The organism is Bartonella sp. HY761, assembly GCF_026743145.1.
GTDB lineage: Bacteria > Pseudomonadota > Alphaproteobacteria > Rhizobiales > Rhizobiaceae > HY038.
Window position 1 is genome coordinate 1954044 of sequence record NZ_CP104887.1, and the last position, 25452, is coordinate 1979495.

The following is a 25452-nucleotide window of genomic DNA, read 5'->3' on the forward strand; positions in this document are numbered from 1 at the left end:
ATATTTTTTATATTTTTCAACCAAATGACAGCGAAAAAGCATAAAAAATACGCCTTTCTTTTGGTATAACACATAAAATCACACGTCATTTGACCTAAAAACTACAGCTAACAATCAAAAGGCAGCCATGAGCTGCCTTTTTTAATAAATCCCCCACCACTTGAGCTATCAAGCCCCTAAAGCTTGGGAAGAGCTTCAACAAAGCGCACAGTCTGCCCAAGAGACGGCGCTACAATTTCGCCCTCCCACATAACACGATTACCACGAATAACCGTACCGACTGGCCAACCAGTTACCTGCTCACCATCATAAGGTGTCCAGCCAGCGCGTGAACCAACTTGTTCATTGCGAATGGTTTCCTTGCGTTTTAAATCCACAATCGTTAAATCACAATCATAACCAACGGCAATACGCCCCTTTTGAGAAATGCCAAAAATACGCGCTGGCCCATGCGATGTCATATCAACAAGACGTTCTAGCGACAAACGCCCCTTATTCACATGATCAAGCATCAATGGCATAATGGTTTGCACACCGGTCATACCCGATGGTGACTGTGGATAAGGTTTATTCTTTTCTTCCAACAAATGCGGTGCATGATCAGAACCAATCACGTCAATAATGCTTTGTTGTAAGCCATACCATAATTTTTCACGATGGCGCTTTTCACGCACTGGTGGGTTCATCTGAATAAGCGTACCAAGCCTTGCATAATCATCAGCCGATAAAGTCAAATGGTGCGGCGTCACCTCTAAGGTTGCAACATCTTTATGGTCTTGCAAAAAATCAATCTCTTCTGCGGTGGAAATATGCAACACATGAATACGTGCTCCAGTCTCATGGGCAATACGCACCAAACGTTGTGTGCATTGCAAGGCTGCAATCTCATCACGCCAAATAGGATGAGAAGATGGATCACCCTCAACGCGCAAATCCTTACGCGCATTAAGCCGGGCTTCATCTTCTGAATGGAAGGCCGCACGACGGCGCGTATTTTTTAAAATAGAACGCACCCCCTCATCATCATCGACCAAGAGATCACCGGTAGAAGAGCCCATAAAAACCTTAATACCAGCCGCACCGGGCAAACGTTCTAATTCTGCTACCTCATGGGCGTTTTCGCGCGTGCCGCCTACCCAAAAAGCAAAATCACAATGCATGCGATTTGTTGCCCTTTTTACCTTATCAGCAAGGGCAGCTTCCGTAGTCGTTAACGGCTTGGTATTTGGCATCTCAAAAACAGCTGTCACACCGCCAAGCACTGCTGAGCGAGATCCTGTTTCTAAGTCCTCCTTATGCTCAAGCCCTGGCTCGCGAAAATGCACCTGACTATCAATGACACCGGGTAAAATATGCAAGCCTGTGCAATCAATCACTTCATCAGCACTATTTTCCGACAAGGAACCTATTTGCGCTATCTTGCTACCGATGACACCAATATCACGAATGGCAATGCCATCATGGTTTACAACAGTTGCATTTTTGAAAATTCTATCAAATGTGCGGGACATCACGTTTGCTCCTTGCAGGTTGGCCTTACCCGAATTACGTATTTAATAAAGGAAAGGCAAGGATTATGACAGAGAATCATCCACTAGCAACAGTTTGTGATCGTATATTGATAAAAATTGATGGCGAGGATAGCCAACATTTCTTGCATAACCTCATCACCACTGATGTTGAAAAGCTTGAAAATGATACAATGCTGCCTGGCGCTTTATTAACACCACAAGGAAAAATTGCCTTTGATTTTCTAATCGGTAAAAAAGGCGAATCGTTTTTTATTGACATTGATAGTGAAATTGCACCGCAATTTATCAAACGCCTATCAATGTATAAATTACGATCAAAAGTCAATTTAACTCAAGAAAATCAATACATTGTTGAAATATTTGACCAAGAAAACAATGATAGTTTAGTTAAAGAATTAAAAAAAGAAAATAATTTACTGTTTTTTAACGATAAAAGATTCTTGTTAAACCAAAACATAATCCGCAACTATAAACTTAACAATAATGAGCAATGCTTTGATAAGAATATAGAAAACTATATATCCTTAAGAATAGCAAATGCTGTGGCAGAAAGCGGCAAGGATTATCAACTTAATGATGCCTTCCCCCATGATGCAAACCTTGACCAGCTTAGCGGAGTTTCCTTTAAAAAGGGTTGCTATATTGGACAAGAAGTGGTGTCTCGCATGCATCATCGCAAAACCGCGCGGCGGCGTATCTTAATTGCCAAAAGTAGCTCCCCCCTACCCCAATCGGGTACAAGCATTGAAGCCGATGGCAAACCAGTTGGTGCAATTGGCAGCGTTAATGGTGTTGATGGCTTAGCTATGGTGCGCATTGACCGCGTTAAACAAGCAATAGATAAAGCGATCCCCCTAACCGCCAATGACATTGAACTTACCCTTGAAATTCCATCAATGGTGAATTTTACTTTTCCAGAAAATCTCGACAAAGGTGACTAAAAGACAAAGCGACAAAAACGATAAGTTGACCAAAAAAACAAAGAAAGCGGATTAAATATTAAAATATTAGGTGTAAAACTTTTGAATGGATTGAAATTTGTTCACTATTTGTTTTAATTTAAGCCCTATGCTAAGTTTAATATTCTAAGCTCTTATCATGCAATTCAAAGGTTAGACTCTATGGCCAAAGCCGATAATATCGATGGACAACCACGCGCTTGGCAAAGAATGCTTTCCGGCAGACGGTTAGATCTCCTTGATCCATCACCCCTTGATGTTGAAATTATTGACATTGCGCACGGGCTTGCTCGCGTTGCCCGTTGGAATGGTCAAACACGCGGCGAATATGCTTATTCAGTTGCGCAGCATTCTATGTTGGTTGAACAGATTTTTGTAAGGCTTTTTCCTGATTCTACTCCGACCGAACGTATATTAGCACTATTACATGATGCGCCAGAATATGTTATTGGTGATATGATATCACCGTTTAAAGCGGTGCTTGGCGGCCAATATGAACTCGTGGAAGATCGCTTGGAAAAAGCCATTAATATTCGTTTTTCCTTACCCGTAAAACCGTTAAAAACGCTAAAGAAAAACATAAAAAAAGCCGATCGTATTGCCGCTTTTTTTGAAGCAACAAAACTGGCCGGTTTTTCATTGGCTGAGGCCGAACGCTATTTTAGCAAGCCACAAAATGTTAGTCCGGATGGATTAGACCTTATCCCACGCGCAACCCAGCATGTCGAAGGTGGTTTTCTTTCACGCTTCAATGAGCTTGAACAATTACGAGCAAAGCCACCCTTGCCTTAAACAAAAGCATCAATAAAATTAAACTTGCTTAGTCATAATTTTAATAAGCTGAAAGAAGCTATTGCATGAATGATAATAATCCAAATAGCTTAGATTTTAACTCAACCAACGCGCTCATTATCACTCCGCTATCACGGCTAAGATCAGTGATAAAGCAGCATAAGCCAAGCCATATGATTACGCTGCTTAGCCCTAATGCTGTTATATTGCGCGATAAAACAATTGCACCAGAAAACCATCACATATTTTTCTTTAATGATATTAATGAACCTCGCCCTAATTTAATTGCACCGCAAATGCAAGATGTGGTAGCGATCATTGATGCGGCTAGAAATTGGCATTTATCGCAAGGCACACATCCTAGCAAAACGCTATCTCCATTGCTTATCCATTGCCATATGGGTATATCACGCTCGACCGCCGCCGCCTATATTATCGCTTGCGCACTGAATGAAAGCATAGACGAAGAATCCCTTGCAATTAGCTTGCGACAATTATCACCGCCCGCAACTCCTAATGCGCGATTGATTGCTTTAGCTGATGAATATCTAAACCGTGAAGGCAAGATGGTGAGCGCGATCAAGCGCATTGGTCGCGGTGCAGATGCAAGTGAGGGCACTCCCTTCATATTACCAATTAAGATTTAATTCCATCTATCTTTTTAAATAGAATGTTTTTGATAGCCCCGTACTAATAAAATCATCGGCCGCGTTTAACAACAAGTGCATAATTTTAAAGAATAATTTCTCAAAAACGTTAAGAAAGCCTGTACGTGAGGGGATGTACAGGCTTTCTGCTTCTATAAAAAATTGGTGGGGGTTATAGAAACAACTCATAAAATACGATTATGACATTATCAATGTTAGAATTGGTATTTAATTTTAATACCGCCACCACCACCTTGCCGCAGACCAACATAGCCTTGAGCATTAACATTAATGTTAAAATATTGATTAGTAGCTATTGGTTGGAAGTTGAAGCCAGCTTCAAATATGCCTGTACTTCCTTGCAATGATGGCTTGTCGAGATTGAACTCATAAGCTCTAGCTGCAATCTCACCATCAAACTCATATTCATAAGCGGCACCAATATAAGGTTTGAACTGCTGATTATATGCATAAGCATAACGTCCACCTATTTGTAGGCGTGAACTTTGGGCGCTATCAAAGCGTAGCTTTTCATTGCTAATTGTGACTGTGTCGCCATCCATATGTACCCATAAATAGCGACTATAGACATCAAGTGATTGTTTTTCATCAAAGTTAAAGACATAACCACCAGCAAGATGACCACCATAATAGCGGCTTTTACTATCATAGGAACCATGATAATCACCCTCTATCCGGTCAATCATATTATTGCCAACATCAAACCTACTGCTGGCACGCCCTGCACGTATTGATGCTTCAAGATAAACGCCATCAGCTTGATCAACGGCTAAATTGCTTACCCGTCCAAGACCAGTATTTGCAAAATCGACGCGTCCAAAAAGTCCACCGCCTTTATAATCAGTAGAACCATCGCCATGAACAGAAGCAAAATTGGTAAAGCTATTATAGGTATCATAGGTACCGCGGCCATATTCAAAGAAGGCACCGACTGTTGCTTTATGTCCGACGCTAAAATCAAAACCTGTTGCAATACCAAGTGCCATGTTAAAGCCCTTAATATCGACATGGCTACCAGTATTATAACGCTGTGATGAGCCATTGGCGATCATGAAAGGAATAAAGGCTGGTCGGTTAACATCATCATCATTGGCGCGCACCATAATGCGTATATTATCAATACCTGCTGTTGAAATTAGATCATTTGCCTGATTAAGAAAGCCAAGAGCCGCTGCCCGCCCTTCTGAATAAGATTTAGACTGTGGGTTGACTTGAGCCGCTGAACCAGTGTCTGGATCAGGAGCAACAGGTGTGGGCCGTATCGCAGGATCTACTGGTGTAGGTGTAGGTTCTGGTGTAGGTGTGGGTTCTGGTGTAGGTTCTGGTGTAGGGGGTGTCGTATCCGCTTTTTGGCCAATAGTCAGTACAAATGCTTGATCGCTGCCATTTGGTTTTTGTGACAAGGTTGCTTCATAGATGATAAATTGACCCTGTTTGATTGTATAAGGGCTGGCTGACCATGTACCAGTTGTTTTAGTGATAAAAGTAATCTCATCGCCGTTTTTAAGACGGTTGCCGCTAGCGTTCATATCCGCAACGGTATGTTTAGTATCGGTTAAGTCAACAGCTGTACCACCAGTCGCAATTGACACAAGTGTGTCGCCATTGACTACGTCACTTGGCAGTGTCCAGTTATAATTTTCAAAATTATAAATACCTGATACAGTACCACGATAGCCAACAAGATTGAGCGTATTACCAGAAAACACATCAGCAATACTTATAGTATTGTCGCCATTCAAGCTATAACCACCATAGATAGAACCGTATTTGGTAACCTTGCCAGCACTGTCACGTTCGCCAATCGTGATGTCTCCACCTTCCAGTGTAACAATGTTGCCTGTAGCCGAACCGCCAACGCCATCAACTGCGTCATTAACAGTTCCTTTAGCCCCTCCATGGCTATAACCTCCGTAGATATCGCCCCAGATTAACGAAGTGCCAGAAACACTGACCTCGTTGCGGTTAACATCGCCGCCAGTGCCGCCAGTGCCAGTGCGGCCAGTGTCAAAGCCAGCGCCACCAGCGCCGCCAATACTCAAACCACCATAAACCGAACCACCACCCATACCACCTACACCGCCGCCGCCAGTGCTGCTAGAGCTGGCAGGGCCAGAGCCGCCAGAGCCGCCAGCGCCGCCCTGCGATCCAGTCAAATGTACATCCGTTAATGTAACTGTATTGCCGCTAACATTGCCGCCATTGCCGCCATTGCCGCCATTGTCATTGCTATTGCTATAACCGCCAGTGCCACCAATGCTCAAACCACCATAAACCGAACCACCACCCATACCACCTACACCGCCGCCGCCAGTGCTGCTATAGCTGCCAGTGCCAGAGCCGCCAGTGCCGCCCTGCGATCCAGTCAAATGCACATCGGTTAATGTAACTGAATTGCCGCTAACAGCACCGCCAGTGCCGCCATTGCCGCCAGTGCCAGTGCCATTGCCAACGCCAACGCCGCCAGTGCCGCCAATGCTCAAACCACCATAAACCGAACCACCACCCATACCACCTACACCGCCGCCAGTGCCATTGCCGCCAGCACCGCCCTGCGATCCAGTCAAATGCACATCCGTTAATGTAACTGTATTGCCGCTAACAGCACCGCCAGTGCCGCCATAGCCGCCAGTGCTGCCATTGCCGCCAGTGCCGCCAGTGATGCTATAGCCGCCAGCGCCGCCAATGCTCAAACCACCATAAACCGAACCACCACCCATACCACCTACATCGCCGCCGCCATTGCCAGTGTTAGAACCAGAGCCGCCCTGCGATCCAGTCAAATGCACACCCGTTAATGTAATTGTATTGCCGCTAACAACACCACCAGAGCCACCAACGCCGACAGTGCCATCGCCAAAGCCAGCGCCGCCAGTGCCGCCAATGCTTAAACCACCATAAACCGAACCACCACCCATACCACCTACACTGCCGCCGCCATAGCCAGTGCCATTGCCAGAGCCAGAGCCGCCCTGCGATCCAGTCAAAAGCACATCGGTTAATGTAACTGTATTGCCGCTAACATTGCCGCCATTGCCGCCATTGCCGCCAGTGCCATTGCCGCCAGAGTCATAGCCATAGCCGCCAGCGCCGCCAATGCTCAAACCACCATAAACCGAACCACCACCCATACCACCTACACCGCCGCCGCCATAGCCATAGCCATAGCCAGTGCCAGCGCCGCCCTGCGATCCAATCAAATGCACATCCGTTAATGTAACTGTATTGCCGCTAACATTGCCGCCAGAGCCGCCATCGCCGACAGTGCCATCGCCAATGCCATCGCCATTGCGATAGCCGCCAGCGCCGCCAATGCTCAAACCACCATAAACCGAACCACCACCCATACCACCTACATTGCCGCCGCCAATACCATAGTCAGTGAGAGGCGTGCCATCTGGCGCTTTGTTGTCGGCGCCATCAATTCCCCCCCAATCATACTCGATGTTTTGCATGATGATTGTATTATTAATAATATCTTTACCGTCGCTCCCGTTTGTGTTTTGTTGATTTCCAGCTGTACCAACACTGACCCCACCATAGATAACGTAAGGAGCCACTGGATCAGAAAGATTTGCTTGCGTGCTCCACACCTGACGGCCACCAGTGGCTGTTAAATCTGCACCATCAGCTGGCTTAATTGTTATTATATTGCCTGTATAAATATTTTGGCCAGAAAGGCTTTTATAGGAACTGCTATTACCCGTTGGGTCTTGATGGAGTTTAGATGAAGCATCATCTGGACTACCAGTATAAACAATATTATTCTCTGCAACGGCTCCTGATAAACCTACGGTTGCGATTACAGCTGTACTAACTGCTATAGTTAAGGCAAAGCGCGATGCCGAGCATTTTAAATTAAAGCATTTATCTAAACGAGCCATAATGGAATTTTTCTCTCTTTAAAAAATAATAATACCCGATATTACTGGTTATAAGCCTTATAATTGCTGAACCTAAATATTGAGATAACTTAAAACGGTAATTTTATTAAAAGTAAATAACAAAGGTTACAATTTTCAGTGAAGTCCTTATAATATATGCTTTTTACATGCTTATATACCAAATATAGAAGATATAAACTAATTAGATCATTCTAATTTATCATTGAAACGGGCATATAATATTCTGCCTACTTGAAATATTTGAACCCCATCCAAATTAATTCTACGCTAAAATTAGCTTTATTAAAATTTAGGACCTTGTCGCAAATTATAGTTCGCTTGGCCGTCTTGAATGGTTAAATTTTACCACTTTGTGAAATTGGTCATTTAAGCCGAGAATGATCGCTTTCAATGCCTTGTTGTAATATCTTGGTCGCATAATGAATGTGCTTTTTAGAAAACACAATATCTCCAGTCAATGACTGCAAGGCACTAGGAAAAACTTTTGCTTTATCTGTTTCAATTTTTGCCAAGGGGGATTAAACTGCAAAGAGCCGATCATCTTTGAAAGCCTTGCTAAAAAAGCGCATGGCCGCACCTTTATCCCTCGATGCTTTTGTCAAAAAATCAATGGAGACGCCGTGTTTATCATGAGCTAAGATAGAGATATTTCCGCAAATCTAACCCTTGGCCTTTAACCTTGATAGTGGTCTCATCAATACGAACCGAACCGCAATGAGCTTTTCTAAAATTCCGCAAACGTTTTTCTTGTTTGGCGCATATTTTAATATCCCTATAGCTTAAACAATAACGCAGATACTTGTTTTTAGCCTGAATAATGATCATTGCGTCAAAGTGCCGAACTATTAAAATTGCCTTTAAAATCATTCCTTGCACGATGAAATAATTTGTTCTTTAATCTTTCTAGCATCAATGGCTCCCTAAAACAGGAAAGCATAGTCTCAAGTTTTCATATTTTTTACGTTAACTGAGAATTACGAATAATATTTGCGACAAAGCCTTATTGTTACAGCAATAAAGGCGAAATTTGGTAATTGTAACGAGAGGTAGAAAATGGCAAATTTATTTGAAGTTCATGATGAAAGGACGGAAGAAAATTTCTCTGGCCCAATGGTTGAAATTACGAATAGTTCCAATCGAGATATTTACAAAAAAATATCAGCGCGTTTCAATCTTCGAGGATTTGAAGATTATTCAGATAAAATAGACGAGTATGAATGTAATTCTATACAAATTTATACTGAAAATATTTTAAAAAATAAGTTTAAATTTAACCCGAATTTCAGCCATATAAAAAATAAAGAAAAAATTGAATGTTTCACTATTGCTGGTGAAGGGAGTTTTGCCCCCGATTTCAATATGATTACAGAGTTTAACCAATTTCCAAATGTAAAAAGTTTTTTAGCAGGATTTAAGTTTGGAAAAAATATTACATCACTTTTTCCTTCACTTGAAGCGTTATGTATAATGGGTTGGCGGTTTAGTAAGTTTAAAACACTTGGTGATGCATGGCCTAATCTTCGGTATTTAGCGCTTACAGGTTTTAGTGATGATCTTGAAATTTTTGCAGGCCGCGATTTAAGACGTATTAACTTACAAGAATCTACTCAAGAAGATTTTGAAAAATTTTCATTATTTCCTAATCTAAAAGCTATTGGATTTACCTTTCCAAGAGGTGAAGCGAATATTTCAGCACTTTCTGATATGAATTCACTGGAAGCACTCAATATTGAAGGTGGTAAGAAGCTTTTTGGTTGGAAAAATTTTTATAGTTCCACTTTAAAGCGTCTTTATGCGAATTATTGTCCATTAGAAAATTTAAAAGAACATTTTCCAAATCTTGAAGATTATGCAATTAACTTTCGAATGGATGGGCCAAGGGTCAATCAACAAAGAGGTGGTGATATGGGTAAACTGCAATTGTGTTATACAGAAAAATAAATATTATAGTTTATAAATTATTATCAAGATTTAGAATAGCTTTGTCTTTTATTAAAAGGATGTTTTTTTCAAGCCTGCAAACTAATTTGCATAAACTTTATTTAAATATAGTCAATCATATATTGTTCAAACATGATATTAAAGCAGCTCATTGTAGCTTCCCAATTTGGGATAGGACATTGTCCATTTTTGCAAGCTACTATGATCGCGCGTATATCACTTTTACAGCATCAGCAGTTAAGAATGTCTTTTTCTTTTTGCTAGCAAGGCAAATGACATTAACTAAAGTTTTAAGCACCTGATTTTAATGGATATATCGACAGTAAACTGCAGTTATAAAGTTTCTTATAGATCCTTCTTGAGTTTTATTCTCAATTTTTTCACTAATATTAAATTTTAAAAAAAATTAATTAGCCAATTTTTATTGACAATATATTGTCATTATGACAACATATTACCATGAATAAAAATATAAATCCAATGAGTAGTTTTGCGATAAGCCTTTTTCGCGCCCACCAAGCCTTGATGGATTGTGGCGAGGCAATTGCAAACAAGCATGATATGAGTGCGGCAAGATGGAAATTTCTTGGCGCGCTAGCATTAGCACAAGCACCATTAACCGTTCCGCAAATTGCACAAGATATGGGACTTACCAGACAAGCAGTGCAACGCTTGGCCGATGAGATGAATGAGCTTTTATATGTAGAAGTTCATATAAACCCAATTCATAAACGGTCAAAACTTTATAGCCTAACCAGACTTGGTGAAGAATTATATAACCGCATCAATGATGATTGGTTAAAGATCGCAGAGCAATTACAAGCAAAATTCAGCCCACAAGAAGTGAGCCAAAGCATTAATAATTTGGATAAGTTTTGCAAGGCGTTTGAGGATTTAGCAAAATGAAATAATCGATTAGGGCTAATCGCAATCACTATTAATAAAAGTCTGATGTTGGCATGAATTAACAACTTAGCCAACGCGATAAGTATAATGTTAAAATTCCGCTGAGTTAAAAATGACAGTCGCTTTATAAGCGTGCGAATAATATCGCATTGCTGCTTGTTAAGCTTGCCCTCAATATAGGATATTAAAAAATGAAGAAAATTGCCCTCTGCCATAGATTGGCGGCAATGATGAGTTGCGCCTTATTGCTAGCCTTTTGGCTTTCCACCATATTATCAGAAATTTTTGGCAGCCCAGCCTGCATTATTGCCGTAAAATACTTAATCAGCTATGCTATTTTTCTGCTTATTATATGCTTTATGATGACAGCTATAACCGGTATGAAACTTTCACAAAAATCAAATAATCCAATCATAAAAAAGAAGAAAATACGCATGCCATTTATAGCACTAAATGGGTTATTTATTTTAATACCATCTGCATTTTTCCTAAAAAATGCGGCCTTACATCAACAATTCAATACAGTTTTTTGGTTTGTACAAAGCATTGAGCTTATCTTCGGCGCAATCAATATTATTTTAGTATTCCAAAATATCAGCTTTGGCATAAAGTTAAAGAAACAACGCAGCTAAATAAAAAGCCCGGCTTTTTACCGGGCTTTTGTAATTTACGCTAAAACACGTGATGTCTTTTTAATATAAGCCTTCAAAGTGCTTTCATCATTTGGAAGCATTTCAAAATGCTCTTCGCGCTCCATCAAATCATCAAGCCAAATAGGTAATTGTGGTGTGACTGATGCCGCGGCTTCCACTGCTTCAGGGAATTTAGCCGGATGCGCCGTTGACAAAATCACCATTGGAACATTGGCATCGGCAAACTGGCGCGATACTTTAACCGCAGTTGCCGTATGAGGATCCGCAACATAATTATTGCTTTGGTAAATATCATGAATAAGGGTTGCTGTTTCCGGCATAGTGCTGCTACCAGCGGCAAAAAGCGCGGATATTGCCTGCATTTGCTTTTCTTCCAAGGTAAAAGCACCTGATTGCTTTAGCGAATCCATTTGCCGTTTAATAGCAGGTGCATCACGGCCATTGCTTTCAAACAATAGGCGCTCAAAATTTGACGATACCTGAATATCCATAGATGGCGATGTGGTATGGATAATGCCTTTTGTCTCATAGACGCCCGTTTTTAATGTGCGCGCTAAAATGTCATTATCATTGGTAGCAATGACCAGTTTAGCAATTGGCAAGCCCATGCGAGAAGCAACAAAGCCTGCGAAAATATCGCCAAAATTACCTGTGGGCACTGCAAAGGATACAGCACGATCTGGCGCACCAAGGGAAACAGCCGCTGAGAAATAATAAACAACCTGCGCCATAATGCGCGCCCAATTAATGGAATTAACACCAGAAATGGCTAATTCATCGCGGAATTTATGGTCGTTAAATAAAGCTTTTACCAAAGCCTGACAATCATCAAAATTGCCTTCAATCGCAAGAGCATGAACATTTGCGGCTTTACTGGAAGTCATCTGGCGTTGTTGTACAGGAGATACACGCCCTTTGGGGAAAAGAATAAAAATATCAGTACTTTCACGATTGGCAAAAGCTTCAATTGCCGCGCCGCCAGTATCGCCTGAAGTCGCGCCAATAATTGTGGCACGCTTGCCATTTTCGCCCAATATGTGATCCATCAACCGCGCAAGTAATTGCATTGCAACATCTTTAAATGCCAATGTTGGACCGTGAAATAATTCTAAGATGAATTCATTGCTTGAAGTTTGCACTAAAGGGCAAGTTGCTGGGTGATGGAATGTTGCATAAGCTTCATCAACCATCATATCAAAAACACTGCGCTCGATCTCGCCTTCAACAAAAGGCCACAAAACTGCTTTGGCTATTGCTGAGTAAGATTTTCCGCGTAAAGCACGAATGGCACCTGGTGAAAATTGCGGATAAGTCTCTGGCACATAAAGGCCGCCATCATAAGCAAGCCCTGCCATAACCGCATCTTTAAACCCAAGATTGGGAGCCTCTCCCCGTGTGCTTATATATTTCATATTATTTAAAAGCTCCTGATATAATTTTCATCAAAGATATCAATTGGCTTGGTTCTAAAGCCAAGCCCCGTCAACTAAAACTCGGTTTAGCACAAATTTACCTTGTGCTTCCACACCCAATTATAAAAAAACACTATTGAAAATAATTTTTCATAAATATCAAGCGCAACAAGCGATCAAATTGCAACCATTAGACAAAAAAAGAGCTTAGTTTTACAAATGTATGATTATTTGCTGTTATTTTTGCCGAAGAATCGATAAAAACCTTGAAAAATGCCATAAATTGCATAAAAAGTTCATAGCGGCGTTTTGGCAGTGCTATAAAAGCCACCAAATAATAGTTTTTTGGAAAGATAATTTTATGATAAAAGCAGGATTGTCACGTTTTGTTTCGAGCAGCGCTGTTATTTTAGCCGCTTGCACTTTTATAGGTGGCTGCACCTCTAATAAGGTTGCAAGTGAACCAACCATCACTGCAGAAGAATTACGTGCTTGGTGCCCAGCTGTCACTATGGATACCGACACTGCTTTTTATAATACCTATACACGCGGTGGCGATGGCAAACCTGACCAAGTAATTTATCAAGCAAATTTTGCTAATGTTACTCGTACTTGCCAATATCCAGCAGGACAAATTTCTATGACTGTTGCTGCAGCAGGACGCATTGTACCAGGTCCCAAATTTGCAGGCGGTACTGTAACTATGCCAATTTTGGTAAAAGCAGTCGAAGGCAACCGCGTTATCTATTCAAAAAAACATAGCTATTCTGTTCCAATTACGAGCCGTACCGAAGCAACGCAATTTATCTTCAAAGACGATCAAGTCTCGTTCCCAACACCACAAGGCAAAAATGTTAAGATATTTGTTAGCTTTGACGTTAAAGCGCCTGCACGCGCTGTAGTTGATACTTTTGGTTCGGTTGTGACTGAATAAGCCAATCCAAACCCAATAAGTGACAAAGCAGTCAAATGCGTTTCATTTGGCTGCTTTTGTTGTCTAAACGGAAGTAAATCAGACTAAAAACGCAATTTTTCAATATTATCGTGGTTAATAGGATTTATTCCATTCTTACAGTGAGCGAAACACAGTAGCTTTACTGTTGCAACAATACCATAGATAATGAAATTATCTTTTTATACCAATATGATGATTGCATATTTATAGTGTGCGAATTATGGTTGGGCAATCTCCAATCATTGCCCACACCACTGGACTATATGCGTCATGATTAAGCATCTTTTTTTAACTGGCCTTGCCAGTATTATCCTTTCATCAACTGCTTTTGCAGCGCCTGCAACATCAGCATCAACTGGTGATGCTGCAGTATCACAGGTTAAGATTCCTGCAGTTAATAGCTATAATGTCAATGAAAAATATCGCGCTCAAACCGTTGATTTTTCAGGCTACAAACCAGGCACTATTGTTATTGATCCTAAAAATTATTTTCTTTATTATGTTGAATCATCAACCAAAGCACGCCGCTATGGTATCGCAGTTGGTAAGCAAGGCCTTGAATTCCAAGGCTCTGCCAAGATCAAATTCAAGCGCGAATGGCCACGTTGGATCCCAACCAAGGATATGGTAAAGCGCAATCCAACGCATTATGGCAAATTTGCTAATGGTATGGATGGCGGCCCTGGCAATCCACTTGGTGCGCGCGCTCTTTATTTATGGCAAGGTAATAAAGATACATATATCCGCATTCATGGTACGGTGCAGCCTTGGACAATTGGTTCATCTGCATCAAATGGTTGCTTCCGCATGGTCAATGAAGATGTGCTTGATCTTTATGACCGCGTGGAACTTGGTAGCGAAGTTATCGTTCTCTAAATTCATACCAACCCAATATTGCAAGCATTTTGCTTAGAGCATATCTATTTATTGTTAAAACGATAACATGCTCTAAGTTTTCCATTTCGAGGCATTGTGGATTTTTGCTGATTGCGTTTTTTGTTCAATGTTAGCTTTGCAAATTGCCAAGTTTTGTTTGTTATAAATAAGAATGAATTGAAATAGTTTTTGTTGACGATTTTTTAAAGCGGGGCCTCCCCGCTTTTTTGTTTTTAAGTTCACCTCATGTGGACAGCTAAGCCAGCTGACATTAGCAATATGATTAACTAAACGAGTTTTAAATACGAGACTTCTGTGCTCATTGCACCCCTTATATATGCCACAAAAAGCCAGCCCGATAACTCGCATTTTAGACCATTAAAAAAAACGCAGTTTATAAATGCTAAATTGTCTATTTTTTCCTAGCAGAATCATAAAAAAATCATTATCAAAATAATCCCATGGCGCGATATGTTTTCATTACTGGCGGCGTGGTTTCTTCCCTTGGAAAAGGCATAGCCGCAGCAGCATTGGCTGCACTCTTACAAGCACGCGGATACCGTGTACGGATCCGTAAGCTTGACCCTTATCTTAACGTAGATCCAGGCACGATGTCGCCTTACCAACATGGTGAGGTCTTTGTGACGGATGATGGTGCAGAGACCGATCTAGACCTTGGTCACTATGAGCGTTTCACGGGACGCTCCGCCAACAAACATGACAATATTACCACTGGTCGTATTTACCGCAATATTATTGAGCGGGAACGGCGCGGTGATTATCTTGGTGGCACAGTTCAGGTCATCCCACATGTTACTGACGAGATTAAGAATTTCGTCACATCGGGTAATGATGACTATGATTTCGTATTATGCGAAATTGGTGGTACCGTTGGTGATATTGAGGCAATGCCTTTCCTTGAGGCTATCCGGCAATTGCATAATGAATTACCACGTCAAAGTGCCGTTTTCGTGCATTTGACGTTAATGCCCTATATTCCAGCAGCTGGCGAACTTAAAACCAAACCAACCCAGCACTCGGTTAAAGAGTTGCAGGCACTTGGTATTGCTCCAGATATTCTTTTGGTGCGGGCAGATCGTCCTATTCCAGAAGCTGAACGGCGCAAGCTTTCACTCTTTTGCAATGTTCGTCCAACTGCAGTTATTCAAGCTCTTGATGTTACGTCTATTTATGATGTGCCTATTGCCTATCATAAAGAAGGCCTTGACAATGAAGTTCTAGCAGCATTTGGCATTGATCCAGCACCTAAGCCTCGGCTTGAGCGTTGGCAGGAAATTATGGCTCGTACCCATAATCCTGAAGGTGAAGTAACCATTGCCATTGTTGGTAAATATACTGGCCTTAAAGATGCCTATAAGTCGTTGATTGAAGCATTATCCCATGGCGGTATGGCTAACCGTGTGCGTGTAAACTTGGAATGGATCGAATCAGAAGTATTCGAAAAAGAAGATCCAAGCCCCTATCTTGAAAAAGTGCATGGTATTTTGGTTCCAGGCGCATTTGGTTTGCGCGGCGCTGAAGGCAAAATTGCTGCAACCCGTTTTGCGCGTGAGCGTAAGGTGCCGTTTTTTGGCATATGCTTTGGCATGCAAATGGCATGTGTGGAAGCTGCTCGTAATCTTGCTGGCATTGCTGATGCATCATCAACCGAATTTGGTACAACGGCCCACCCTATTGTTGGCCTTATGACCGAATGGGCAAAGGGCGAAGCTTTAGAAAAACGATCTGCGGCGGGTGATCTTGGTGGCACAATGCGCCTTGGTGCTTATGAAGCACGTTTAAAAGAAGGCACACATATTGCCAGCATTTATGGCAAGCCGCTTATTTCCGAGCGTCATCGTCACCGCTATGAAGTCAATGCTGATTATAAAGAACAGCTTGAACAACATGGCTTGGTATTTTCTGGCATGTCACCTGATGGTCTCTTGCCTGAAACGGTGGAATATGCTGATCATCCTTGGTTCATTGGTGTGCAATATCACCCAGAGCTAAAGTCGCGACCATTTGAACCGCATCCGCTTTTTGCGTCTTTCATCGCCGCAGCGATTGAGCAAAGTCGTTTGGTTTAATTTAATAAAAGCTGAATATTTTAGGCTTTGAAACAGCTAATAAACTAAAAAGAGTGGTAGAAATTACCGCTCTTTTTTTTATTTCATGCAAATATTTTTAAATCTTAGTAAAACCTATCGCTTCGTTCTGTATCCAATATATATTGATAGCAATTGTGTTTTAAAACTGAATCTAGAAATGTTTTTAAATACTTGATTGCAAATTTTAGGATATCTATTCTTATTTTTATAAATATATAACAATCAAATATTAAATCATAATTTTACGATATATTCATTTAAGCAGTCCTTACAAAAACTTGAAAAACGACCACTATTCTTAGATTTTTGAATAAATATACCATCATTTAATTGCTTTAAAGCACGGGATTTACCAACTAAAACATGATCCGATTTATCCAAATTTTGTCCATTTAAGAATTGCAATGCAGCTTTATGAGGCGCAGTCTTTGCATATGTGTGATATAAATTAAAATCACTTTCATTCACATAGCAAACTTGCCTTCTTCTTTCCTCACCAAGTTCAAAGTTAAATATTTCAATACAAAATATATTTTTTTTAATAACATTTTTGGATTTTATATCATCAACAACACTATTGCTTGCGCATCTTGTTGTAGTTGTTTTGTGCTTTTCGCAATAAAAAATCATAATATCCTACATTTACTTAAATAATGCAATTTCCAACGGATTTAATCTTTATTGTCTATGAACTTCGAAGCCAAAGTACTTCCTGCAAAAGTTAGGTCAATTTTTGCGTCCGCATAATGCCATAATATACAAAATTTAGAGTTCATAACTGTTTCAACAATAAAAATACGTACTCTGGTAGATAGCCAAGCGTCAAGCAATAATTCTCTAAGATTTGTGGTATCCTCGCCTTGATAATATAGGCAATACAAATTTTCTAATATGTTTAAAGCTTGGATATCTTACCAGATAATCGCGACTAAAAATTATAATCTCGATGATGCCCGCCATTAAAGCAAGTGTGGGAAAACCTTTCATTAAAATCAATATAGCCTTTTAAATGTCATGGGAACGTATTATGTTAGGCTTGAAAAATCGAAAAGATTTATGGAGCAGGTATGCAAAACCCTAATTCCACTATTCAAGTTGGAAATGTAACATTTGATAATCACGCACCTTTAAGCCTTATTGCTGGTCCTTGCCAAATGGAAAGCCGAGATCACGCTTTTGACATGGCTGGCGCGTTAAAGGAAATCACCGATCGTTTGGGAATGGGGCTTGTTTATAAATCAAGCTTTGATAAAGCCAACCGCACCTCGCTTAAAGCCCAGCGCGGCTTGGGTCTTGAACAGGCACTTGAAATATTTGCTGACCTAAAAAAAGAATTTGGCTTCCCTGTTTTAACCGATATTCACACTGAAGAACAATGCGCGGCAGTTGCCCCTGTTATTGACGTGTTGCAAATTCCCGCATTTTTATGTCGCCAAACCGATTTATTGATTGCAGCGGCTAAAACTGGTCGGGTTATCAATATTAAAAAGGGGCAATTTTTAGCTCCTTGGGACATGAAAAACGTTCTTGCCAAGGTAACTGAAAGCGGCAACCCTAATGTTATGGCTTGTGAGCGCGGTGTTTCCTTTGGTTATAACACGCTCGTTTCCGATATGCGCTCCTTGCCGATTATGGCAAGTTTTGGCGCACCAGTGATTTTTGATGCCACCCATTCGGTGCAGCAACCTGGCGGCCTTGGTGGCTCATCTGGTGGGCAGCGCGAATTTGTTGAGACTTTGGCACGTGCAGCAATTTCCATTGGTGTTGCCGGTGTATTCATTGAAACGCACCAAGACCCAGATAATGCGCCATCTGATGGGCCTAATATGATTAAATTATCTAATCTTGAAGCCTTGTTAGAGCGTTTAATGGCATTTGATGCTTTAGCTAAAAAGTTTCAAAACCAATAAGGGGCAACCATAATAACCCATTATTATGACCATAACCGTCATTTTAACTTAAAAGAGCCAATCAATTAAAAAGGATTTTCCTAATGACTGCTATTATTGATATTGTCGGGCGTGAAATTTTAGATAGCCGTGGCAACCCAACAGTTGAAGTTGATGTTTACTTGGAAGATGGCTCTTTTGGCCGCGCAGCGGTTCCATCTGGCGCATCAACTGGCGCTCACGAAGCGGTGGAATTGCGTGATGGCGGCAGCCGTTATCAAGGTAAAGGCGTATTGAAAGCCGTTGCCGCAGTTAATGGTGAATTGCTTGAAGCTTTGGGCGGTATGGACGCTGAAGATCAAATTTCTATTGATGAAACCATGATCGCCTTGGATGGCACACCAAACAAAGCACGCCTTGGCGCAAATTCCATTCTTGGCGTTTCGCTTGCAACTGCAAAAGCTGCGTCAATGGCGTGCAACTTGCCACTTTATCGCTATGTTGGTGGTACTCAAGCCCATATTTTGCCAACCCCAATGATGAATATTATCAATGGTGGTATGCATGCTGATAATCCAATTGATTTCCAAGAATTCATGATTATTCCAGTTGGCGCACCAAGCTTGAGTGAAGCTGTGCGTTATGGCGCTGAAATCTTCCATACTTTGAAAAAGCGTTTGAAAGATGCTGGCCATAATACCAATGTTGGTGATGAAGGTGGCTTTGCACCCAATATTATGAGTGCAGAAGCTGCTCTTGAGTTTATTGTGGAATCAATCGAGCAAGCTGGCTTTAAACCAGGCACTGATGTTGCCCTTGGTCTTGATTGTGCATCAACCGAATTTTATAAAGACGGTCAATATGTTTATAGCGGCGAAGGTAAAAGCCGCAATGCACAAGAGCAAGCTGAATATTTGCAAAGCCTTTGCAATGCTTTCCCAATTATTTCAATTGAAGATGGCATGGCCGAAGATGATTGGGACGGCTGGAAATATCTTACTGACCTTATTGGTAAAAAATGCCAGTTGGTTGGGGACGATCTTTTTGTTACCAATTCAGCTCGCTTGCGCGATGGCATTAAAATGGGTGTCGCCAATTCAATTCTTGTTAAAGTTAACCAGATTGGCACATTGAGCGAAACCCTCGATGCCGTTGAAACAGCCCATAAGGCCGGTTATACTGCGGTTATGTCGCATCGTTCTGGTGAAACTGAAGATGCAACAATTGCTGATCTTGCTGTTGCAACCAATTGCGGTCAAATTAAAACTGGCTCGCTTGCGCGTTCAGACCGGCTCGCTAAATATAACCAGCTTATCCGCATTGAAGAAGAACTTGGCAGCCAAGCTCGTTATGCTGGTAAAAGCGCATTTCGCTTCTAATCAAATATTACACCATTAAAGTTTAAAAGCGGGGGAAACCCCGCTTTTTTGTAATAATACCTTAATGCATTATAAACTGCATTTTCGACTAACTTGCTTACATATTAATCATAAACCCATTAAATAACAATAAGTTGCCTTAATCCATCAATGCCCTATTGATTCGCTTTCAATTACATTACGAATCGCTAATGAAAGGATTACCTAATTATTAAAGCAACCTATGGTTTTAAGCACCAAAGAGCGTAAACTAACTATAAACCCATAGGATTTTATGGCTGAATAGCTATAATTTTGTGTTGTTTGTGCAACAGAGTCATTTTAAGCAACATAGCAGATAGCGCAACGCACAATTTTGCCTAGTTCCCGCCACAAAAACCAAGCAAGATGAATATATCGCAAGATATAAGATTGTAATCTTGTGAAAAAAACAAACAAAAATATATATCTTAGGTAGCAATGAAGTTTGTGTTTTAAAAAATAGTCTAATTTTACTCATAGATAAAACACAAACCTAAATTATAATAGTTCAAAAGAAGCATAAAACTATTAGAGATGTTGGAAAGCAGTATATGATGGTTTATTTCAAAAAACAGACATTACCGGTTATCGGTGTCATCCTTGCATTAGGGATGTCGTCTGCTTTTGCGCTTGACCCATCAATTGACACATCTAACGAAAATCCTTTTGAATTTTTTAAAACTGGCGTTACCGCCTATAAAAGTGGCCATAAGGATGAGGCGATAAAGTCCCTGCGTTATGCCGCCGATATGGGCCATACAGGTGCTAAGTGGAAGCTTGCCCGCATGTATGCAGATGGTGATGGCATTCATGAAAACGATACTGAGGCTTATGATTTATTTACAAAAATTGTAAATGACTCTATTGATCCTGGCTCGCAAAACGAAACTTATGTTTCTGATGCTCTTGTTGCCCTTGCTGATTATAATCGCAAAGGTATTCCCGGGAAATTGCGAGCTGATAAGGCAAAGGCGCGTAGCCTTTATGTGCAGGCAGCCTCCAATTATGGTAACCCTGAAGCACAGTATAAGCTTGGGCGTATGCTGATTGATGGTGAAGGCGGAGACAAAAATCCGATGCAAGCAGCGCGCTGGTTCCAGCTTTCTGCTCGTAAAGGTAATCCTGCAGCGCAAGCTATGCTTGGCAATATGTTATTTCAGGCTGGTAAAACGGTACGTGGTTTAGCGATGATGACTGCCGCTTATGACCGTGCATTACCTGAGGATCGTGAGTGGATCCAAAAAATGCAGGAAAGCGCTTTTGCTATTGCAGGTGAGTCAGACCGCCGTACCGCGATTACTCTTGCTAATGACTTAATTAAAAAAGGCCAATAGGTTTTATATAAGCGCTGAACAACATCGCCCGAACCATTTTTCTGGCATTTCGAATACTTACGACGGCTTCTTCTTTTATTGGATTTTCAAAATACATCAATATTGATGAAAATTGTTGCTTGCAACAACGGTTCCCACCTGTGTTATCGATACGCAATTGCGGTGCGTTGTTCAATTTAGTCTCATTTTTAAAAAACAATTGGATTAGCAATTTACAAAAGCTTCTTGCTATAAATTGCAATTAAACCGACTCATCAACGCCTTTAAAGCCAGTTCACATTTTATTGAGCCACGCTTATGAAGCATCATCTACAAATAAGCGCCCTGCTCTACAAGAGCTATATTGCGAATAGTTTTTCGCTAAGCAATCTTTTATAGACTGCGTTAACTGGTTGATTTATAACTATTTTACAAACTCATATTCAAACTGTGATGCGGCTTACTAGCCATTTCAAACTGCATCAATATGCGCCTTAAAGTTGGCGCTTGCATAAATGTTGAAAATTTTCTACATATTGTAAATGCAAATCATTAGCAATAAGGACTCATTTGATGAAAAAACTACTTCTTATGTTGGCGGCTGCCTCAGGCCTTGTGCTTATTAATAGCGCAGCTTTTGCTGAAAAATTTAAAGCCGTAACCACCTTTACAGTTATTGCCGATATGGCACGCAATGTTGCCGGCGATGCTGCAGATGTTGAATCTATTACAAGACCCGGTGTTGAAATTCATGAATATGAACCAACCCCTGGAGATTTGCGCCGCGCCCAAGGTGCGGATCTTGTTTTATGGAATGGCCTTAACCTTGAACTATGGTTTGAAAAATTCTTTGAAAATGTCAAGGATAAGCCAAGCGTTGTGGTAACTAATGGTGTTGTACCAATGAGCATTAGCGAAGGCCCTTATGATGGCAAGCCAAATCCTCATGCTTGGATGTCGCCCACCAATGCGCTTATCTATGTTGATAATATTCGTGATGCTTTTGTAAAATACGATCCTGATAATGCTGAAATCTATAAGGCCAATGCCGAAAAATATAAGCAAGAAATTCGCGCTGCAATTGATCCTATCCGCGCTGAATTTGATGCATTGCCAGAAAGCCGCCGCTTTCTTGTCACCAGTGAAGGCGCATTTAGCTATCTTGCCCGTGATTTTGGTTTGAAAGAATTTTACATTTGGCCAATTAATGCCGATCAACAAGGTACGCCTCAGCAAATCCGCAAGGTTATTGATGAAGTTCGCACCAATAAAATTCCAGCCGTATTTTCAGAAAGCACTATTTCAGACAAGCCAGCCAAACAAATTGCTAAAGAAACAGGTGCGCTTTATGGTGGCGTATTATATGTTGACTCCTTGAGTGAAGCTGATGGTCCTGTGCCAACCTATATTGATCTTTTGAAAGTAACCAGCGCAACCGTTGCCAATGCTCTTAGTGAAAAATCTTCTAAGGAAGGCGAAACAAAGAAATGAATAATACCGGAATCGTTATGAGTGATGTCACCGTCACTTATCGCAATGGTTTTACCGCTCTTAAAAACGCAAGTTTTGATAGCCCAGAAAAAAGTATTACTGCTCTTGTCGGGGTCAATGGTGCCGGTAAATCAACATTGTTTAAAGCGATTATGGGATTTGTACAAGTGAGCCGTGGGACCATATCGGTCCTCGGCCTTCCTGTTAAAACAGCCCTTAAACAAAACATCATTGCTTATGTTCCGCAAAGCGAAGAAGTTGACTGGAGTTTTCCTGTTCTTGTCGAAGATGTCGTTATGATGGGGCGTTATGGCCATATGAATTTTCTGCGCATTCCCCGCGCAATTGACCGCAAGGCAGTTGATGATGCGTTAAAGCGTGTTAACATGCTGGAATATCGCAAAAGGCAAATTGGCGAATTGTCAGGCGGACAAAAAAAACGTGTATTTTTGGCACGCGCCATAGCCCAAGAAGCAAAAGTAATTTTACTTGATGAGCCTTTTACTGGTGTTGATGTTAAAACCGAAGATCAAATTATCACCCTATTGCGGCAAATGCGCGATGAAGGCGCAGTTATGTTGGTTTCAACCCATGATCTTGGCAGTGTCCCAGAATTTTGCGACCGTACAGTATTGGTTAAGAAAACCATTCTTGATTTTGGACCAACAGAAAAAGTTTTCACCCCGCAAAATTTAGAAAAAGCCTTTGGCGGCGCGCTACGCGCCCGTGGGCTCGGTAGCATGGGCGAGCATAATATCCATATTTTAAGCGATGATGAAAAGCCGCTAATATTTGCATCCAATAAGGTACACGCTAATAAAGACAGCGATGAGAGTGATAAGGAAACAGCAAGATGATTGATCTTTTGCTTGAACCTTTCACTTATGATTTTATGTTTACCACCGTTTACGTTACCTGCCTAATAGGCGCATTATGCGCGTTTTTATCGGCATTTTTGATGCTTAAAGGCTGGTCTTTAATGGGAGATGCGCTATCCCACTCCATTATTCCAGGTGTCGTTGGCGCCTATATGCTTGGTCTACCCTTTTCGCTTGGTGCATTTTTTTCTGGTGGTCTCGCGGCCGGTGCTATTTTGTTTCTTAATGAGCGAACAAAGCTAAAAGAAGATGCAATTATTGGCCTTATCTTTACCTCGTTTTTTGGGATTGGGCTCTTCATGCAATCAAAAGCATCCATTCCCATTAAACTTGATGCAGTCATCCTTGGCAACCTTGGTAGTATTGCCATAGAAGATATTATTCAATTGGTCATTATCGGCGTTGTTTCCATTGCCATTATGCTGGTCATTTGGAAAGATTTATTAGTCACATTTTTTGATGAAAATCATGCCCGCTCTATTGGTATTAACACAAAATTGTTGAAAATTATTTTCTTTACGCTTCTTGCAGCATCAACCGTTGCTGCGATGCAAACCGTTGGCGCATTTCTAGTTATTGCTTTAGTGGTTACCCCCGGTGCGACCGCTTATTTATTGTCAGACCGTTTTTCACGGCTTTTGCTTATTGCCATTGCCATCGGTATTTTCACCAGTTTTTTCGGCTCGTATATAAGCTATTTTGTAAACGTACAGCCCGGAGGATTTATCGTTCTTTTGCAAACGGCTTTATTTATCATTGCCTTTTTCTTTGCGCCCAAGCACGGCTATATTGCTGCACGACTAAAAGCCAAACAGGCATTGGAGGATGATCATGCTTGATATCCTATTAGAGCCATTTCAATTCGACTTTATGGTCAAAGGCCTATTGATTACGGTTATTGTTTCCATTCCAATGGCGTTTTTATCATGCTTTTTAGTGCTAAAAGGTTGGGCATTGCTCGGTGACGCACTTTCACATGCGGTATTCCCCGGAGTTGTCATTGCCTATATGGTGGGTTTACCTTTTGCGGTGGGTGCGTTTGGCGCCGGTATTTTGACCGCTATGGTAACCGGTTTTTTACAAGCCAATAGCCGCGTTAAACAAGATACTATTCTTGGCATTGTTTTTTCGGGCATGTTTGCCCTTGGGCTAGTTCTCGTTACGACGATAGAAAGTGATGTTCATCTGACCCATATCCTATTTGGCAGCTTACTTGGTGTTAGCTGGAATGATGTTTTATCAACCCTTGGCATTTCCGTCTTTATTACTGTTATTTTAAGCATCAAATGGCGAGATTTCCAACTATTCATCTTTGACCCGATTGAGGCGAAAGCGGTTGGTCTTAGTTTATGGGTTTTACATTATGGTTTGCTTATCATGATATCGCTTGCAATTGTGGCAGCATTAAAAAGCGTTGGCATTATTTTATCGATTTCACTCCTTATTGCACCAGGTGCTATTGCCTTTTTATTAACGCGTAAATTATCACACATGGTGTTAATCGCCGTAAGTCTTGGGGTTCTGGTAAGTTTTTGCGGCATTTATGCAAGCTTCTTTTTTGACAGCAGCCCCGCCGCAACAATAGTGGTTTTTGAAACAGCTATTTTTATTCTTGTGTTTATTTGGCAAAGTTTAAAAAATCGCCGCAATACATTGATTGAGGAATAATTTTAAAGGCATTTTTGAAAAAACACTTGTTGTTTTATAAAATGCCTTTCGAATTTATAAAAAACTAAGATTTCACTCTTGCTTTTGTTTTCAATCAAAAAAC

At 41.0% G+C, this 25452-nt stretch carries 20 protein-coding genes; 15 read left to right on the forward strand and 5 right to left on the reverse strand.

Annotated elements, in window-relative coordinates:
• Positions 1 to 176 precede the first annotated feature (176 nt).
• Positions 177 to 1511 (reverse strand): dihydroorotase, encoded by a 1335-nt coding sequence (locus N6A79_RS08475; RefSeq protein WP_268545599.1) that lies wholly within the window; start codon positions 1509 to 1511, stop codon positions 177 to 179.
• A 65-nt stretch (positions 1512 to 1576) separates the two neighbouring features.
• On the opposite strand from N6A79_RS08475, the gene ygfZ reads away from it, so the two are divergent.
• From ygfZ to N6A79_RS08490, 3 genes are all read left to right on the forward strand, one after another.
• A complete protein-coding gene (gene ygfZ, locus N6A79_RS08480) occupies positions 1577 to 2473 on the forward strand; it encodes a CAF17-like 4Fe-4S cluster assembly/insertion protein YgfZ (RefSeq protein ID WP_268545600.1) in 897 nt (298 codons plus the stop codon).
• A 180-nt stretch (positions 2474 to 2653) separates the two neighbouring features.
• A complete protein-coding gene (locus N6A79_RS08485) occupies positions 2654 to 3283 on the forward strand; it encodes an HD family hydrolase (protein ID WP_268545601.1) in 630 nt (209 codons plus the stop codon).
• A 65-nt stretch (positions 3284 to 3348) separates the two neighbouring features.
• Positions 3349 to 3930: a tyrosine phosphatase family protein gene (locus N6A79_RS08490; protein WP_268545602.1), complete on the forward strand. Its 582-nt coding sequence runs from the start codon at positions 3349 to 3351 to the stop codon at positions 3928 to 3930.
• Positions 3931 to 4145: 215 nt separating this feature from the next.
• Here N6A79_RS08490 and N6A79_RS08495 read toward each other — a convergent pair whose 3' ends face one another.
• A complete protein-coding gene (locus N6A79_RS08495; protein WP_268545603.1) occupies positions 4146 to 7835 on the reverse strand; it encodes an autotransporter outer membrane beta-barrel domain-containing protein in 3690 nt (1229 codons plus the stop codon).
• Positions 7836 to 8218: 383 nt separating this feature from the next.
• Positions 8219 to 8368, reverse strand: a complete 150-nt coding sequence (locus N6A79_RS15905) for a DDE-type integrase/transposase/recombinase (protein ID WP_442784227.1) — start codon at positions 8366 to 8368, stop codon at positions 8219 to 8221.
• A gap of 541 nt (positions 8369 to 8909) precedes the next feature.
• Between N6A79_RS15905 and N6A79_RS08500 the strand changes: the two genes are divergently transcribed.
• Positions 8910 to 9797, forward strand: a complete 888-nt coding sequence (locus N6A79_RS08500) for a hypothetical protein (protein ID WP_268545604.1) — start codon at positions 8910 to 8912, stop codon at positions 9795 to 9797.
• A 459-nt stretch (positions 9798 to 10256) separates the two neighbouring features.
• Complete coding sequence (locus N6A79_RS08505; protein ID WP_268545605.1) at positions 10257 to 10703, forward strand: MarR family winged helix-turn-helix transcriptional regulator; 447 nt, start codon at positions 10257 to 10259, stop codon at positions 10701 to 10703.
• A 667-nt stretch (positions 10704 to 11370) separates the two neighbouring features.
• Here N6A79_RS08505 and thrC read toward each other — a convergent pair.
• Positions 11371 to 12768, reverse strand: coding sequence for a threonine synthase (gene thrC / locus N6A79_RS08510; RefSeq protein ID WP_268545606.1), 1398 nt, complete (start codon positions 12766 to 12768; stop codon positions 11371 to 11373).
• Positions 12769 to 13129: 361 nt separating this feature from the next.
• On the opposite strand from thrC, the gene N6A79_RS08515 reads away from it, so the two are divergent.
• From N6A79_RS08515 to N6A79_RS08525, 3 genes are all read left to right on the forward strand, one after another.
• Positions 13130 to 13702, forward strand: coding sequence for a hypothetical protein (locus tag N6A79_RS08515; protein ID WP_268545607.1), 573 nt, complete (start codon positions 13130 to 13132; stop codon positions 13700 to 13702).
• A 291-nt stretch (positions 13703 to 13993) separates the two neighbouring features.
• Entirely contained in the window at positions 13994 to 14599 is a 606-nt protein-coding gene (locus N6A79_RS08520) for a L,D-transpeptidase (RefSeq protein ID WP_182417220.1), read from the forward strand.
• Positions 14600 to 15060: 461 nt separating this feature from the next.
• Positions 15061 to 16689: a CTP synthase gene (locus tag N6A79_RS08525; protein WP_262078194.1), complete on the forward strand. Its 1629-nt coding sequence runs from the start codon at positions 15061 to 15063 to the stop codon at positions 16687 to 16689.
• Positions 16690 to 16944: 255 nt separating this feature from the next.
• Here the strand turns inward: N6A79_RS08525 and N6A79_RS08530 are convergent, their stop codons facing one another.
• Positions 16945 to 17340: a hypothetical protein gene (locus N6A79_RS08530; RefSeq protein WP_268545608.1), complete on the reverse strand. Its 396-nt coding sequence runs from the start codon at positions 17338 to 17340 to the stop codon at positions 16945 to 16947.
• Between the two features lie 437 nt (positions 17341 to 17777).
• Between N6A79_RS08530 and kdsA the strand changes: the two genes are divergently transcribed.
• From kdsA to N6A79_RS08565, 7 genes are all read left to right on the forward strand, one after another.
• Positions 17778 to 18620, forward strand: coding sequence for a 3-deoxy-8-phosphooctulonate synthase (gene kdsA, locus N6A79_RS08535; RefSeq protein WP_182417222.1), 843 nt, complete (start codon positions 17778 to 17780; stop codon positions 18618 to 18620).
• Between the two features lie 83 nt (positions 18621 to 18703).
• Positions 18704 to 19978: a phosphopyruvate hydratase gene (gene eno / locus N6A79_RS08540; protein ID WP_262078196.1), complete on the forward strand. Its 1275-nt coding sequence runs from the start codon at positions 18704 to 18706 to the stop codon at positions 19976 to 19978.
• Between the two features lie 575 nt (positions 19979 to 20553).
• Complete coding sequence (locus tag N6A79_RS08545; RefSeq protein WP_182419708.1) at positions 20554 to 21333, forward strand: tetratricopeptide repeat protein; 780 nt, start codon at positions 20554 to 20556, stop codon at positions 21331 to 21333.
• A gap of 552 nt (positions 21334 to 21885) precedes the next feature.
• A complete protein-coding gene (locus tag N6A79_RS08550; protein ID WP_442784228.1) occupies positions 21886 to 22803 on the forward strand; it encodes a metal ABC transporter substrate-binding protein in 918 nt (305 codons plus the stop codon).
• Complete coding sequence (locus N6A79_RS08555; protein ID WP_182417225.1) at positions 22800 to 23660, forward strand: manganese/iron ABC transporter ATP-binding protein; 861 nt, start codon at positions 22800 to 22802, stop codon at positions 23658 to 23660. The genes N6A79_RS08550 and N6A79_RS08555 overlap by 4 nt, the downstream gene beginning before the upstream one ends.
• Positions 23657 to 24520, forward strand: a complete 864-nt coding sequence (locus tag N6A79_RS08560) for a metal ABC transporter permease (protein WP_268545609.1) — start codon at positions 23657 to 23659, stop codon at positions 24518 to 24520. The genes N6A79_RS08555 and N6A79_RS08560 overlap by 4 nt, the downstream gene beginning before the upstream one ends.
• Positions 24507 to 25349: a metal ABC transporter permease gene (locus N6A79_RS08565; protein WP_326848732.1), complete on the forward strand. Its 843-nt coding sequence runs from the start codon at positions 24507 to 24509 to the stop codon at positions 25347 to 25349. Before N6A79_RS08560 ends, N6A79_RS08565 begins: the two co-directional genes overlap by 14 nt.
• Positions 25350 to 25452 lie beyond the last annotated feature (103 nt).

Bases quoted from the DNA above. Each gene is read 5' to 3' on its own strand.
- N6A79_RS08475 (WP_268545599.1), bottom strand. From the start codon at position 1,511: ATGTCCCGCACATTTGATAGAATTTTCAAAAATGCAACTGTTGTAAAC.
- ygfZ (WP_268545600.1), top strand. From the start codon at position 1,577: ATGACAGAGAATCATCCACTAGCAACAGTTTGTGATCGTATATTGATA.
- N6A79_RS08485 (WP_268545601.1), top strand. From the start codon at position 2,654: ATGGCCAAAGCCGATAATATCGATGGACAACCACGCGCTTGGCAAAGA.
- N6A79_RS08490 (WP_268545602.1), top strand. From the start codon at position 3,349: ATGAATGATAATAATCCAAATAGCTTAGATTTTAACTCAACCAACGCG.
- N6A79_RS08495 (WP_268545603.1), bottom strand. From the start codon at position 7,835: ATGGCTCGTTTAGATAAATGCTTTAATTTAAAATGCTCGGCATCGCGC.
- N6A79_RS08500 (WP_268545604.1), top strand. From the start codon at position 8,910: ATGGCAAATTTATTTGAAGTTCATGATGAAAGGACGGAAGAAAATTTC.
- N6A79_RS08505 (WP_268545605.1), top strand. From the start codon at position 10,257: ATGAATAAAAATATAAATCCAATGAGTAGTTTTGCGATAAGCCTTTTT.
- thrC (WP_268545606.1), bottom strand. From the start codon at position 12,768: ATGAAATATATAAGCACACGGGGAGAGGCTCCCAATCTTGGGTTTAAA.
- N6A79_RS08515 (WP_268545607.1), top strand. From the start codon at position 13,130: ATGATAAAAGCAGGATTGTCACGTTTTGTTTCGAGCAGCGCTGTTATT.
- N6A79_RS08520 (WP_182417220.1), top strand. From the start codon at position 13,994: ATGATTAAGCATCTTTTTTTAACTGGCCTTGCCAGTATTATCCTTTCA.
- N6A79_RS08525 (WP_262078194.1), top strand. From the start codon at position 15,061: ATGGCGCGATATGTTTTCATTACTGGCGGCGTGGTTTCTTCCCTTGGA.
- N6A79_RS08530 (WP_268545608.1), bottom strand. From the start codon at position 17,340: ATGATTTTTTATTGCGAAAAGCACAAAACAACTACAACAAGATGCGCA.
- kdsA (WP_182417222.1), top strand. From the start codon at position 17,778: ATGCAAAACCCTAATTCCACTATTCAAGTTGGAAATGTAACATTTGAT.
- eno (WP_262078196.1), top strand. From the start codon at position 18,704: ATGACTGCTATTATTGATATTGTCGGGCGTGAAATTTTAGATAGCCGT.
- N6A79_RS08545 (WP_182419708.1), top strand. From the start codon at position 20,554: ATGGTTTATTTCAAAAAACAGACATTACCGGTTATCGGTGTCATCCTT.
- N6A79_RS08550 (WP_442784228.1), top strand. From the start codon at position 21,886: ATGAAAAAACTACTTCTTATGTTGGCGGCTGCCTCAGGCCTTGTGCTT.
- N6A79_RS08555 (WP_182417225.1), top strand. From the start codon at position 22,800: ATGAATAATACCGGAATCGTTATGAGTGATGTCACCGTCACTTATCGC.
- N6A79_RS08560 (WP_268545609.1), top strand. From the start codon at position 23,657: ATGATTGATCTTTTGCTTGAACCTTTCACTTATGATTTTATGTTTACC.
- N6A79_RS08565 (WP_326848732.1), top strand. From the start codon at position 24,507: ATGATCATGCTTGATATCCTATTAGAGCCATTTCAATTCGACTTTATG.